General features: G+C 73.4%; 8 protein-coding genes. 3 read left to right on the top strand and 5 right to left on the bottom strand.

Features of this window, described 5'->3' with window-relative positions; genetic code table 11:
- Positions 1 to 170: 170 nt before the first annotated feature.
- Positions 171 to 785, bottom strand: a complete 615-nt coding sequence (locus tag KF708C_RS12470; protein WP_231401609.1) for a TetR/AcrR family transcriptional regulator — start codon at positions 783 to 785, stop codon at positions 171 to 173.
- A gap of 137 nt (positions 786 to 922) precedes the next feature.
- On the opposite strand from KF708C_RS12470, the gene KF708C_RS12465 reads away from it, so the two are divergent.
- From KF708C_RS12465 to KF708C_RS12455, 3 genes are all read left to right on the top strand, one after another.
- A complete protein-coding gene (locus KF708C_RS12465) occupies positions 923 to 2,896 on the top strand; it encodes a glycoside hydrolase family 5 protein (protein WP_059412006.1) in 1,974 nt (657 codons plus the stop codon).
- A 75-nt stretch (positions 2,897 to 2,971) separates the two neighbouring features.
- Positions 2,972 to 4,141 carry a porin gene (locus KF708C_RS12460; protein ID WP_082079530.1) on the top strand — a complete coding sequence of 390 codons (1,170 nt, stop codon included), beginning with the start codon at positions 2,972 to 2,974 and terminating at the stop codon, positions 4,139 to 4,141.
- A 59-nt stretch (positions 4,142 to 4,200) separates the two neighbouring features.
- The gene (locus KF708C_RS12455; protein WP_059412005.1) at positions 4,201 to 5,454 is read left to right on the top strand and encodes an alpha/beta hydrolase; all 1,254 of its coding nucleotides are present in this window, start codon (positions 4,201 to 4,203) and stop codon (positions 5,452 to 5,454) included.
- A gap of 12 nt (positions 5,455 to 5,466) precedes the next feature.
- Here KF708C_RS12455 and KF708C_RS12450 read toward each other — a convergent pair whose 3' ends face one another.
- The 4 genes from KF708C_RS12450 to KF708C_RS12435 all read right to left on the bottom strand — a co-directional run bounded on the left by KF708C_RS12450 (position 5,467) and on the right by KF708C_RS12435 (position 13,553).
- Positions 5,467 to 7,290: an alpha/beta fold hydrolase gene (locus tag KF708C_RS12450; RefSeq protein ID WP_059412004.1), complete on the bottom strand. Its 1,824-nt coding sequence runs from the start codon at positions 7,288 to 7,290 to the stop codon at positions 5,467 to 5,469.
- 218 nt (positions 7,291 to 7,508) lie between these two features.
- Positions 7,509 to 9,884: a polysaccharide biosynthesis tyrosine autokinase gene (locus tag KF708C_RS12445; RefSeq protein WP_082079528.1), complete on the bottom strand. Its 2,376-nt coding sequence runs from the start codon at positions 9,882 to 9,884 to the stop codon at positions 7,509 to 7,511.
- Between the two features lie 82 nt (positions 9,885 to 9,966).
- Positions 9,967 to 10,689, bottom strand: a complete 723-nt coding sequence (locus tag KF708C_RS12440; protein ID WP_020423794.1) for a Crp/Fnr family transcriptional regulator — start codon at positions 10,687 to 10,689, stop codon at positions 9,967 to 9,969.
- A 269-nt stretch (positions 10,690 to 10,958) separates the two neighbouring features.
- On the bottom strand, positions 10,959 to 13,553 hold the full coding sequence (locus tag KF708C_RS12435) for a glycosyl hydrolase 2 galactose-binding domain-containing protein (RefSeq protein ID WP_059412002.1): 2,595 nt from the start codon (positions 13,551 to 13,553) through the stop codon (positions 10,959 to 10,961).
- Positions 13,554 to 13,555: the final 2 nt, after the last annotated feature.

Here is a 13,555-nt window from a genome sequence, read left to right as displayed (position 1 = left end):
TGGCATTTCCGGTCATGGCGCCGGCGCCATGCCGGCATGAGCGGACCGCGGCGGCACGGGGCCGGCCGCGGCTGCGGTCGCGGCGGCGCCACCGCGCCGTCGATAATTTACTATCACATCAGTAAATATCATGGACAACCGGGACAAACCCTGAACGGCGCGCCCGCCGCCTAGGGCGTGATGGCTTCGACGAACAGGCGGCGCAGCTCCGCGAGCTGGTGGTCGATGCGGACCACGTCATGGCCGAGCGAGCGGCCGATGGTGACGCCGCGCAGCACCGCGACGCTGAGGTCGCGCAGCATCTCCAGGCGCGGCGCGTTGGGCAGGCCGCCGATGGCCTCGCGCCAGGCGCCGTCGAACGCGGCCTCGCGCTGCGCGATGGCCGGCAGCACCTCGGCCTGGAAGCCCGGGTCGCGGCGCGCCGCGAGCAGCAGCTCGAGCAGCGCGATCTGGTTGACCGACGAGGCGTGGTTGCCGGCGGAGTCGAGCAAGGCCAGCAGGCGCTCGCGCGGCGCCAGGAACGGCGGCGCCGCGGCGGCGAAGCGCGCCGCCATCTCGTCGTAGATGGCGTCGATCACGGCCGCCATCAGCGCGTGTTTACTCTCGAAATGGTAAATCAGGGCCGCGCGCGTCAGGCCGACGCGATCGGCAATTTCCGAAATCGTGGTGCCGGCGTAGCCGAGCTCGGCCAGGCACGCGATCGCGGCGTTCAGGATCCCGGCCTTGGTCTGCGCGGACATCTCGGCGTTGGACGTGCTGTGCTCGCGCGTTCTCCTGGGCTTCACTGATGGCTCCGATTTCGGATTTGGGGGCAATTGCCGCGTGCCATTGTAAACCCCATGTGTACTTTTCGCGCAAACAAACTAACCTACTGGAAAGTTAATAACTTGCGACCTCCGACATGGGAACGACAGGGAACGACATGACACTGACACGCCTGCATACCGAAGCCGAACGATTCATCGATGTCCAGGGCCGGCAGATCCTGCTGCGCGGCGTGAACCTCGGCGGCGACAGCAAGGTCCCCTATCCGCGCGGCGGCACCCAGTACCCGACCGACTTCGCGGACCACCGCGAGGTCTCGTTCGTCGGCCGCCCGTTTCCGCTGGCGGAGGCGGACGCGCACCTCGCGCGCATCCGCGGCTGGGGCTTCAACTGCCTGCGGCTGCTCGCCACCTGGGAGGCCATCGAGCATGCCGGCCCCGGACAGTACGACCACGCTTACCTGGACTACTTCGCGGCAATCTGCCGCAAGGCGGGCGAGCATGGCCTGTACGTGTTCGTCGACCTCCACCAGGATGCGTGGTCGCGCATGAGCGGCGGCGACGGCGCGCCGGGCTGGACGCTCGAGGCGGTCGGGCTCGACTGCCGCGCGTTCGATGCCGCGCACGCGGCGCACGTCATGCAGCACCGCTTCGACTTCGCCGACGCCAGCCCGCTCCAGCCCGGCTATGCGCGCATGAGCTGGCCGCTCAACTACCGGCTGGCGGCCAACGGCATCATGTGGACGCTGTTCTGGGCCGGCCGCCGGCTGACGCCGGACTTCCGCATCGCGGGGCGCAACGTGCAGGACTATCTGCTGGAGCATTTCCTCGGCGCGGCCGAGCAGATCGCGCTGCGCGTGCGCGACCTGCCGCACGTGATCGGCTTCGACATGCTCAACGAGCCGGGGCTGGGCTGGCTCGGGCAGGCGCTCTCGACCGACCGCGGCCTGCCGCTGCCCGGGCCCGTCGTCACGCCGCTCGCGGCGCTGGCGACCGCGCGCGGCATCCCGACCGAGGTCGCGCTGAATCCGCCGAATCCGCTGGACCCCTCGAGCGCCGCCGCGCCGCGCGCCACCCGCGTGCTCAACGCGGCCGCCCGCCCGATCTGGCGCGACGGCGCGGCCTGCCCGTTCGAGCGCGCGGGCATCTACCGGCTCGACGACGGCATCGCCGTGCCGCTCGACGAACACGCCTTCGACCGCGTCGACGGCCGCGGGCTGGACATCGCCGAGGACGTGTTCGCGCCGTTCTTCACCCAGGCCGCGGCGCGCATCCGCGCCCACCGCGCCGACTGGCTGCTGATGGCGCAGATGGATCCGATCGGCATGCTCACCGGGCGCGACTATCCCGCGCGCATGCCGGCGCAGTCGGTCAACACCTGCCACTGGTACGACCTGGCGCTGGTGATGACCAGAACCTTCGACCCCGGCGCCAGCGTCGACCTGCTGACCGGCGAGCGCGCCGAAGGGCCGGCGGCGCTGCGCGAGCGGCACGTGCGGCAACTGGCCGCGCTCAGGGACGCCGCGCGCCGCTTTCCCGGCGGCGGCGCGCCCACGCTGATCGGCGAATTCGGCATTCCCTACGATCTCGACGACGGCCTGGCCTACGCGCAGTGGGCCGCCGGCAGGCGCGACGCCTTCGCGCCGCACACGGTGGCGCTCGAGCTGATGTACGAGGCGCTGGACCGGCTGCTGCTCAGCGCCACGCAGTGGAACTACACGGCGGGCAACCGCAACGACCCGCGCATCGGCGACCAGTGGAACCAGGAAGACCTCTCGATCTTCTCGGCCGACCAGATCGACCCGGCCGACCCGGCCTGCGACGGCGGCCGCGCGGTGGCCGGCTTCGCGCGGCCCTATGCGTGCGCGGTGCAGGGGCGCCTGGGCGCGATGTCCTTCGAGCGCGGCGCGGGCCTGTTCGTCGTCGAGTACGAGGCCGACGCGGCGGTGCCGGCGCCGACCGAGCTGGTGCTGCCGCGCGCGCAGTTTCCGCACGGCGCGGAGATCACCGCCAGCGGCCCGGTGCGGCACAGCGAGGAAGACCGGCGCGGCGGGCGGGCCCGCATCTGGGCCGCCGCGGACGGCGCCGTGCGCGTCACGTGCCGCCGCCGCGCCGCGCCGCGCGGCGCATGACCGGCGCGCGGCGCGCCAGCCGCGGCGGCCGGCGATCCATGTCGCCAACAACCGAAAAAAAAGGAGTGGACAAGGATGAAGCAGCCCCAAGCATGCAAGCACTTGCGCAACGCCATCTTGACCGGCGGCACCGCGCTGATCGCCGGATCGGCGCAGGCGCAGTCGCAGTCGCAGTCGAACCTGATCCTCTATGGCGTGATGGACGCCGGCATCGAATACCTGAGCCACTTTTCCGACAAGGTCCCCACGGCCGCCAACGGCTACGCCACCGGCGCCGGCCACAACACGGTGCGCATGAGCTCCGGCAACCTGGCCGGCTCGCGCTTCGGCATGCGCGGCGAGGAAGACCTCGGCGGCGGCCTCAAGGCCCTGTTCGTGCTGGAAAGCGGCTTCACCGCCGACGACGGCAGGCTGGCCTTCAACGGCCGCCTGTTCGGGCGCCAGGCCCTGGTCGGCCTCGGCGGCCACGGCGCGTGGCGCGTGACCTTCGGCCGCCAGAGCACCTCCATCTACGACGGCTTCGCCAACTTCGCGCCGGCCGCGTACACGAAATACGAGCCGGCCGGCGCGCTCGGGGGCTACAGTTCGCGCTCGGACAACATGGCCAAGTTCGCCGCCCAGGTCGGCCCGCTGATCGCGCTGGCGCACTGGTCCTTCGGCAACGGCATCTTCTCCTCGGGCGAGGTGCCGGGCCAGTTCCGCCGCGACACCGGCTACGGCACGGCGCTCAACTACGCGCTCGGCCGCTACGGCGTCGCCGTCGCCTACGACCAGTACAACCCGACCCTGACCGCGGCCGGCGACAGCGGCACCTTCCGGCGCGCCGGCGTCGCGGGCAACTACGTCAACGGCGCGCTCACGCTGCAGGGCGGCGTGCGCTGGGGCCTGGACAAGAACGGCGCGGGCGCCACGCTGATGCGCGACAACATGTACTGGATCGGCGCCAACTATCTCGCCACGCCGGCGCTGAACCTGACGCTGGCGTATTACTACGACGACATCAAGCTCGCCAACGCCAGCCTCAACCGGCTGCCCGCCACCAACGCGAAGAACCCCTGGCAGGTGCTGTTCATCGCCGACTACAGCCTGTCCAGGCGCACCAACGTCTACGTGCTCGGCGCCTACGCGAAGCACGCCGGCATCGGCCTGGACACCGCCGCGGGCGGCTTCGTCAACGGCTACTATCTCGCCAGCGGCAAGGACAGCATGTTCGCCGCCACGCTCGGCATCCGGACCAAGTTCTGAGCCGTGCCGGCCATGCCGGGGTACCGGCTGGCGGCACGCGACATCGCGGAGACAAAACGATGCACAAGACCGCAAGCCTGGGGACGCGCCGCGCCCGGACGTGGCCCTGGACCCTGCTGGCCTGCGCCCTGGTGGCGATCACGGCGCCGCTGGCGCTCTGCCTGCTCATCCCGTGGCACTGGGGCGGGCCGGGCAGGACCGGGGCGGTGCTGTCCTACCTGGTGCCGATGCTCGCGCTCTCGTTCCCGCTGCACCTGCTGCTGGTCACGGCCGCGGCGGTGGTGTCGTGGTACGCGGCGCTGCGCGCCGGCGCCAGGCTGGCCGCGGCGCTGTCCGCGGTGGTGGCCATCCTGACCGCGGCGATGGGCCTGGTCCCGGCCATCGCCACGTGGCAGCAGGCGCGCGCGCTCGGGGTGCCGCTGTCGCTGCGCGACTATCTCGCCAATGCGCGCCACGTCAACAAGGGCCCGGCGCAGCCGGCGCGCAGCGTGGTCTACGGCACCGCCGCCGACGGCACCCGGCTGGTGCTGGACGTGTGGCGCAGCGGCCGGCCCGGCGACGGCCCGCTGCGCCCGGCCATCGTGCAGGTGCACGGCGGCGGCTGGGTGCGCGGCAACCGCAGCATGACGCCGGACTGGAACCGCTGGCTGAACGGGCTCGGCTACGAGGTGTTCGACGTGGAATACCGCATGCCGCCGAATGCGCGCTGGCAGGACGAGGTCGGCGACGTCAAGTGCGCGCTGGGCTGGGTCGCCGCGCATGCGGCCGACTACCACGTCGACCCCGCGCGCATCAGCATCATGGGCAGCTCCGCCGGCGGCAACCTCGCCGCGCTGGCCGCCTACAGCGCGGGCGACGCGCGCCTGCCGCCGTCGTGCGCGGCGCGGCCGGTCGCGGTCAGGAGCGTGGTCAACCTGTTCGGTCCGGCCGACCTGGCGCGGCTGCATGACGCGCCGGCCACGCCGCCGCACATACGGGCCGCCTTGCGGGCGTATGCCGGCGGCACGCCCGCGGCGCAGCCGCAGCGCTACCGCCTGCTGTCGCCGCTGAGCCACGTCGGCGCGCAAACCCCGCCCACCATCACGCTCATCGGCCTGAGCGACCGCGTGATCGCGTCCGAGCAGGCCGGGCTGCTGGACGACGCGCTGGCCCGCCACGGCGTGCCGCACGAGACCTGCCTGCTGCGCGCCACCGACCACGCCTTCGCCCATCACTGGGGCGGCTTTGCCACGCAGATCGCGCGCGCCAGGATCGCGGCCTTCCTCGAGCGCTACGCGGGCGCGGCGGCGCCGGCTGCCGGCGACAACCACTGAACCGCGCCGGGCTCAGGCGCCCGCGCTGCCCGCCACGGCGTCGGCCAGCTCCACGCGCTCGCCGCTGCCGGCCGCCTCGCCGCGCGCGGCCTGCTGCTCCATGTAGCGCACCAGGTAGGCGCACAGCGCCGCGCGGCTTTCCTCGAGGAACAGCGAATGGTCGAACTTCGGCAGGGTCCGCACGCGGATGTGCGCGAGCCCCTGCAGCGCCTCCAGGTTGCCGCCGAAACGGTCCCTGGCTTCTTCCAGGCCGAGGTCGCTCATGCCGAACAGGAAGTCGGTCTGCACGCCGCGCCGGTCCAGCTCGCGCATGGCGGCGCGCGCGAAGCCGGTCACGGTGGTGGTGTCCTCGCCGCGGCGCCAGCGCGCCAGCGCGGACGCGGCGCGCTGGCCCAGGCGGCGCGCGCCGCGCCGCACGAAGCCGTGGAGGATCGGCACCACCCTGACCTCGCCGCGCAGCAGCCGCTGCCAGTTCTCGACGCGGCGCACCGCGGCGGCGTAGCCGCGCATGGACTGCACGCGCTCGCTGGCGGCGGCCGTGTCGGCCTCGTCCCAGCGGAACTTGGCGAGGTTGGCCAGCACCACGCCTGACACGTTGGGGTTGCGCAGGGCCACGTGCAGGCTGATGTAGGCGCCCGAGCATACGCCCGAGACCACCACGCGGCGCAGGCCCTGCGCGCGCAGCCAGTCCACCGCGGCGCTGGCGTCCTCGCAGGCGCAGGGGTCGTATACGGCGGGGATGCTCATCTGGCGCGCCGGCGCGGGGCTGTCGCCGAGCGCCGACAGGTCCAGGCGCAGCGCGGTCACGCCGCGGCGCGCCAGCTCGCGCGACAGCATGACGAACAGCCGCCCGTCGCCGACGTGGTGGTTGCCGCCGGTGTTCGGGAACACGATGGCCACGCCGTTGGGCGCGCGCCGCGCCGGCTGGCACAGGATGCCGAACTGGCGGCCGTGGTCCAGCCAGACCCGCTGCTCGCGCACGCCGTCGACCTCCCACTCCAGCGCCGGGCGCGGCTCCTGCGCCGCCGGCGCGGCGCGCGCGGCGGCCCTGGGCACCGGGCCGAGCCACGCCAGCACGGCCTGCCAGGCGGCCTCCGGCACGCGAGCGTACTCGGCCGCCTGCATCATGCCGGCGTACTCGGGAAAGCCGTCCAGCGTGACCTCGGCGCCCGACGCGCGGTAAAGCGTACCCATTTCTGCGACCGGCGACGCGGTGCCCGGCCAGGCGTCGAGCAGCAGCACGCGCGGCGCCGGGCAGCCCTTGCGGCGCGCCAGGCGCAGGCCTTCGAGCGCGGCCACGGTGTCGGCCTGGAAGCGGTAGGCGAGCACGTCGAGCGCGCCGTCGGCGGGCGGCGCCTGCGCGATGTCGGGGATCACGTTGTTGAGCCAGCCGGTATGCAGCGCGCGCAGTTCGCGCAGGTAGTTGCGCCCGTTTACCACCGGCGCCAGCAGCACCAGCCCGGCCACCACGGCGGGATCGCGCGCGGCCAGCGCCTCGGCCGCGAGCACCGCCAGCGCGGCGCCCAGGCGCAGGCCGCATAGCACCACGCGCTCCACGCCACCCTGCTCGCGCAGGGTGCCGACCGCGGCCAGGATGCCGTGCACGCACCACGCGATGTGCTCTTGCTCGGCGCCGCTGCCGGCGGCGTCGCCGGTGCCGGGATAGTCGAAGCGCAGCGCCGGCACCCCGGCCGCGGCGAGGTCGTCGGCCAGGTGCCGGAACGCGCGGTGGGACCACATCGCCTCGTGGCCGTGCGGGTTGCACAGCACCACGCCCGTGCTGCCCGCGGCTTCATGCAGCCAGCCGGCGCATCCTTCGAACAAGACCGGTTTCATCACCTCTCCCAATGAAAAACGGGGCTTGGGCCCCTGGCATCTTGCGCACGCAGAAACGGGTACGCTTTGTTGTCGCGCGCGTGCCGGCGGCGGCGCCGAAACCCGCTGCCGGCGCGCGTGCGGGGCCGGAAAGCACCACGTTTGCGCCCCACTCGCGGCCTGCCCGCGGGCACGCAGAAACGGGTACGCTGCCGGCCGCCGCGCCATGCCGCGGGCCGTCAGGCCGCCGGCATCGAGCCATGCTGGTCCGCGCCCGGAGCGGGCGCGGCGCGCGCCTCCAGCGCCAGCGCTTCGGGCCGCGCGGGCGGCAGCGGCAGGCCCAGGTACGGGTTCATCGCGGCGAAGTCCGCGCGGTTGCTGCGCCGGCGCGTGACGCCGTTGAGCATGCCGCCGGCCAGGCGGGCCTCGGCGCGCGCCAGGCGCTTGAGCGCTTCGTCGACCTGGCTGGCCGGCGTGACGTCGGCGCGCACCACCAGCAGCGTGGCGCCGGCGAGGTTGGCCACCAGCGTGCCGTCGGCCACCGCCAGCACCGGCGGCGTGTCGATGATGACGAGGTCGAAGCGCGCCTTGCAGATGCGCAGCGTCTCGGCCAGCGCGGGCATCATCAGCAGCTCGGACGGGTTGGGCGGCGTGGCGCCGGCGGTGATCAGCGACAGGCCGGACACCACCGTGGGCCGCACCACCGTGGCGGGATCGGCGCGCCCCGCCAGCAGGTCGGCCAGCCCCGGCTCGGGCGCCTGGTCGAACCAGTGCGCGACCCTGCCGCGGCGCAGGTCGGCGTCGATGAGCAGCACGCGCTGGCCGGCCTCGGCGAACAGCACCGCGAGGTTGACCGCGGCGAAGGTCTTGCCCGCGCCGGGCGCGGGGCTCGTCACCGCGAGCACGCAGTCGGGCGCGTTGCGCACGGCGAAATGCAGCGCCGCGCGCACGCTACGCAGGCCTTCCACCGCGACCGAATGCGGCGAGCGGCGCGCCAGCAGGAAGCGGTCGTGCAGGCCGCAGCGCAGCAGCCGGTCGCCCTCGCTGGAGGCGAACTCGCCGGGCTCGGCCAGCGCGGTGCCGGGCGCCGGGGCGTAGAGCCGCGGGCCGGGCGCGCCGGCGAACCCCATCATCATGCCCAGGCGGCGATGCACCTCGGCCTGCTGCTCGAGCTCGGCCTGCTCGCTGCTGAAGGCGATCTCGCCGAGCATGGGCATGCCGAGCCGCGCCTCGGCGTCGGCCGCGTCGGCCACCGAGGGCTTGAGGCGCTGGCGCGCGGCCACGCCGATCAGGCTCAGGCACAGGCCGAGCAGCGCGCCGCCGCCGGCCAGCGGCAGCGGGCCCGGGCCGTCCGGGCGCGCCGGCGGCAGCGCCGGGTCGACGATGCGCATGGTGCTGGAGCGGTCGGACTGCGCCAGCGAGAGCTGCTGCTCGCGGTTGCGCAGCGTCATGTACATGTCCTCGGCGACCTTGACGTCGCGCGTGAGCGCCACCGATTCGCGCTCGGTCTCGGACAGGTTCTGCATGCGCGAATCCATGTCGCGCCGCACCTTGCCCAGTTCCTGGATCTGCGTGTCGACGGTGCGCACTTCGTTGCTGTCGGTGGTGAAGCGCTGCAGCAGGCGGGTGCGCTCCAGGCGCAGCGCGGCGATCTGGCGCTGGTAGTCCATGCTGCCGTTGAGGTAGGACTGCGCCTCCTGCGTGGGCGCCATCGTGCCGCTGCGCGCGCGGTAGCGCGTGAGCGCCGCCTCCGCGCGCTCGAGCTCGCGCTGCACGCGCGGCAGCTCGCTGGTGACGAAGGCCAGGCTGCCGGCGGCGTCGTCGCGGCGCTGGCTGGTCTGACTGTCGATGTAGGACTGCGCCACGCCGTTGACCAGCGCGGCGGCGAGCTTGCGGTCCGGGTAGCGCCACGCGATGCGCACGGTGCCGGCGTCGCGCGTGTGCTCGTCCACCACCAGCTCGCCGGTGATGGCGTCGATCACCGACAGCGGATCGCGCCGCATCAGTTCGAAGCGCGTGCCGGGCCGCGCGTCGAGCTGCCCGACCTGCAGCTCCACGTCGTTGCCCGCGGCGGGCTCGCCGACCGCGCCGTCGAGCAGCATGGCCTCGCCCGCGTAGAGCCGGTAGCGGCCTTCGGGCTGGGCCACCAGCGTGAGCGGCACGTTGAGCAGGCGCTCGGGCACCGACAGGCTGTCCACCCGCGCGCGCTCGCCGCCCCAGGCGTAACCGAGGCCCTCGGGCCACGGCGCGAGCACGCGGCCGGGCTCGGCCAGGCGCTCGGCGAGCGCCCCCAGCAGCGGCGCGCGCACCGGCGCGGCCGACACGTCCAGGCGCAGACGCTCCACCACCGGCCCGACCACCGCGCGGCTGGTCAGCATGCCGGCATCGAACTGCGCCGCGGACACATTGCCCTGCGCGGCATTGCGCGGCGCCATCTGCACCAGCGCCTCGACCCGGTAGCGCGGCGGCGTGGACAGCGCCACCAGCGCGCCGGCCACCCCGCCGGCAACCGCGAGCCCGACGATCCAGCCGAGGTGGTCGAGCAGCGCGCGCCGCCCGCGCGCGCGCGGCTGCGCCGGCGCATTCGCAGCCGGCGTCGCGCCGGCAAAGAACAACCTGTTCACGGCATTCTCCCTGGGCGGCCGACCCGTCGGCCATGCTCGCCCCATTGCCCGTCGGCCATCGGCCGCGCCGGCTTCAGACGGTTGCCAGCGCCGGCAGCAGTCGATCGAATTCGCGCTTGACGAGCTTGTAGCACTCGCACGAATGCGCTTCCAGGCCATGCCGGTCGAGCACGGTGATGTGCCCGCGGCTGTGCTGGATCAGGCCGAGGTCCTCGAGCTTGCCGGCGGCCTCGGTCACGCCCTCGCGGCGCACGCCGAGCATGTTGGCGATGACCTGCTGCGTGATGACCAGCTCGTTGGAAGCCATGCGGTCGAGCGCCAGCAGCAGCCAGCGGCACAGTTGCTTGTTGAGCGAGTGGTGGCGGTTGCACACCGCGGTCTGCGCGATCTGCGTGAGCACGGCCTGCACGTACAGCAGCGTGACGCGCTGGATCGCCGGCGAATGCAGGAACTCCTGCTTGAGCGTGGCCGCGGACAGGCGGTAGGCGAAGCCCGGCGTGCGCACTTCCACGCGGCACGGCATGGTGTCGCCGCCGGTGAGCACCGGAATGCCGACCAGCCCCTCCTTGCCGATGGCGGCGATCTCCACCGTGGCGCCGTCTTCCAGCAGCGACAGCATCGAGACGATGGCCGTGGTGGGGAAGTAGACGTGATGGATGCGCTGGCCGGAGTCGGTCAGCAGTTGCCCGGCGCGCATGCGCACCAGCTCGAGATGCGCCGACAACAGCTCCCAATCCTTGCGCGGCAAGGCACCCAGCACATGATTGACGTGCAGATCCGAACGCTGACTGATCATTTCCCTCTCCCCGTGACCAGCCGCACGAACACTTAACACCGGAGCCGGTCCGCGCACTTCGCGGGACCCGCGCCGGCCGCCTATTCCGTGACCCTGGCTCGTGCGGCATCTGTGTCTTCATTAAGGGCTATATGTGGGCCTGCCAACAGTAGCCGCACGGTTGAAACCCGGTCATCCTTCGGTAGGTTTGAGAGCAATTGCCGGGGCAGGGCCAATGCCGCGCGGACGCCGCCCCGGCGCGGCGGGCAGTATGGTGCGAGCGCGGCGCATCAGGCGCCCGGCGCACTGTAGGCAAGCGCGCGTCTCGCATTGAGCGCATGGATCTCCCCCATCGGGATGAACGCGGCGCCGGGCGGGCCCGCACCGCGCACTCCGCCATCGGGGCCGGCCTCGGGCAGCAGCCGCACGCGCCGGCGGCTGCCGGGCGCGAGGTGGAACCAGTCCTGCTCGGCGCGCATGGTGGCATCCTCGATGTGGACCCAGCGCGCGAAGCGCCGCGCCGATATCGTGAGCCACCAGTCGCCGTGCTCGCGCGTCACCGCCACCGCCAGCTCGGGCGGCTCGAGCGCGGCCGCGCTGCGGTCGGGCAGGTAGCAGGCCTGGCTCAGCAAGGCGCCGTCGGCGGGATCGAACAGCGCGGCGCGCACCACGTCGTGCTGGCGCGGGCCGAAGCGGTAGGCATAGGTGAAATCGAAGAACGCGCCGGCCAGCTCGGCGCCGCTCACGCGCCGCGTGGCGCGCGGCGCCAGGCACAGCTCGCGCGTGACGTCGAGCAGCGCGGTCTCGCCGTCGCGCCAGCATTGCAGTTGCAGGCGCACCGCGCGCGGCGCGGCGCTCTCGTTGATGAGGTGCAGGTGGATGCCGTTGAGGCCTTCGTCGGTGAGCAGCACCTGCAGCGGCTGCCACACCTGGCGCAGCGCGTGCCACGCGGACTTGGGCCGCGCCAGCGCGTCGACGATGCCCCAGCCCGCGCCCGGCAGCAGGTCCTGCAACTGCCACACCAGCGCGCCGGCGCAGGTGGAGCCGGCGCGGCGCCATTCGCTGAACACGTCGGTCATGACCTCGGCCACCACCGCGCGCGACAGTTGCAGGTAGCGCGCGCTGTCTTCGTAGCGCAGGCGCGGCGGGTCCACCTTGAACAGCTCGCGCAGGTAGAAGTCGCGCACGTCCTCGAAATCCCAGCCGCTGCCCGCGTCGCGCGGCACGCGCGCCTTCCAGCGCGGATCGTGCGCGGGCGGCACCGGCAGCGCCTCGGCCAGCGTGCGCGCGCACGGCACGTTGGCGAAGGCCAGGCATTCGGAGGTGAAGCGCACGCTGGCGCGGCGCGCGTCGTCGAGCGGGCGCTGGTAGGCGCCCACGCCGTAGTAGTGCGTCACGCCGCTGTCGGGCTGGAACGGCCACGCGCCGCCGCTGGGCGAATTGCGCACGTAGACCGCCTCGGGATGCCAGCGCGCCAGGCAGGCCGGGATGATCTCGTCGAACAGCGGCTGGCGCCATGCCGCGGCGGCAACGCCCATCATGGCGGCCTGCTGCTCGACCTCGCTGCCGCCGCACAGCACCGCCACGCTCGGGTGGTGGCGGTGCGCGGCCAGCCATTCGCCGACCTCGCGCGCGGCCTGCGCCATCAGCGGGCGCGCCGCTTCGGCATCGGCCGAATAGTCGAAGTTGGCGAACATGAAGTCCTGCCAGACCAGCAGGCCGAGCGCGTCGCACGCATCGAAGAAGGCCTCGCCCTGGTAGCAGGTGACGCCGCTCACGCGCACCATGTTCATGCCGGCGCCGTGCGCCAGCGCGAGCCATTTTTCCACGGCCGCGGGCGCATCGGCGTGGCCGGTCAGATCGTGGCTGGTCCAGCAGGCGCCGCGGCAGAAGATGCGCTCGCCGTTCACGCGCAGCGCGAAGCCTTCGTCGCCCTGCGGTGTCTCGCGCTCGGCTTCGATGCGGCGAAAGCCGACCTGCGCGCAGTCGATGCGCAGTTCTCCCAGCCGCAGTTGCACGGCATAGCGTTCGGGCGTGCCATGCGTGTGCGGCCACCACAGGCGCGGCGCGGGGATGGCGAGCTCGCCTTCGTAGGCGATGCCGCCCGGGCCTGCGTCCACCGCGGCCAGCGGCGCCTCGCGCCCGTCCGCGCATAGCATCGGCAGCACGCCCGGCGGCAGCGGCGCCACGCCGCGCAGGCACAGGCGGATCGTGCCGCGCGCGAGATCGGCGTCGAGCGCGGCGTGCAGGTCGTAGCGCGCGGTCAGCAGCGGGCTGGCGGCGTCGAGCGGCAGCAGGTCGATGCCGCGCCACGGGCCCACGGTATGGACCGGCGGGCACCAGCCCGGCATGTGGCCCAGCAGCGTGGTGCGCACCAGCCGCAGCGAGGGCGGCGTGACCAGGCGCGGCTTCCACCGCACCGGCCCGCGCTGGCCGCGCAGCCAGCGGTGCAGCGCGCGGAAGCACAGGTACAGCACGTGGCTGCCGTCGAGATGCAGCTCGGCCTCGTGCGCGGTGAACATGTTGTGCGCGTCGAGCACGCGCGTCTCGTCGAGCCAGACCTCGGCGATGGTGGCCAGGCCATGCAGGCGCAGGCGATGCACGCCGCTGCCGGACAGCGGCACGCGATACCAGTAGTCGTGGTCGTGCAGCGCGCGCGGCGCGCCGACCTGCCACCGGCCCGCGGCCTGCAGCGCCTGCGCCACGGTGCCGGGCACGCTGGCCGGCAGCCACGGCGCGCGGCCGGCCAGCGCGTCTAGCGCGTCCAGCGCCGCCGGCGAGGCGGCGGCGCCCGCGGGCGTCTCCAGCAGGGTCCAGCCGTGCGCGAGCGGCTGCCGGCAGGCGGGCCGCCCGGGGACCGGCGCGAGTGCGAGCGGCGCGTGCATGG

The sequence above is a fragment of the Cupriavidus basilensis genome (genome assembly GCF_000876015.1).
In the GTDB taxonomy this organism is placed as follows: Bacteria; Pseudomonadota; Gammaproteobacteria; order Burkholderiales; family Burkholderiaceae; genus Cupriavidus; species Cupriavidus basilensis_B.
The sequence above is the reverse complement of the archived record's forward strand: the minus strand, read 5'-3'. Positions and strand labels throughout refer to the sequence as shown.

Excerpts from the sequence above, each read along its gene's own strand:
- KF708C_RS12440 (WP_020423794.1), bottom strand. The coding sequence starts at position 10,689 with ATGATCAGTCAGCGTTCGGATCTGCACGTCAATCATGTGCTGGGTGCC.
- KF708C_RS12455 (WP_059412005.1), top strand. The coding sequence starts at position 4,201 with ATGCACAAGACCGCAAGCCTGGGGACGCGCCGCGCCCGGACGTGGCCC.
- KF708C_RS12465 (WP_059412006.1), top strand. The coding sequence starts at position 923 with ATGACACTGACACGCCTGCATACCGAAGCCGAACGATTCATCGATGTC.
- KF708C_RS12450 (WP_059412004.1), bottom strand. The coding sequence starts at position 7,290 with ATGAAACCGGTCTTGTTCGAAGGATGCGCCGGCTGGCTGCATGAAGCC.
- KF708C_RS12435 (WP_059412002.1), bottom strand. The coding sequence starts at position 13,553 with ATGCACGCGCCGCTCGCACTCGCGCCGGTCCCCGGGCGGCCCGCCTGC.
- KF708C_RS12460 (WP_082079530.1), top strand. The coding sequence starts at position 2,972 with ATGAAGCAGCCCCAAGCATGCAAGCACTTGCGCAACGCCATCTTGACC.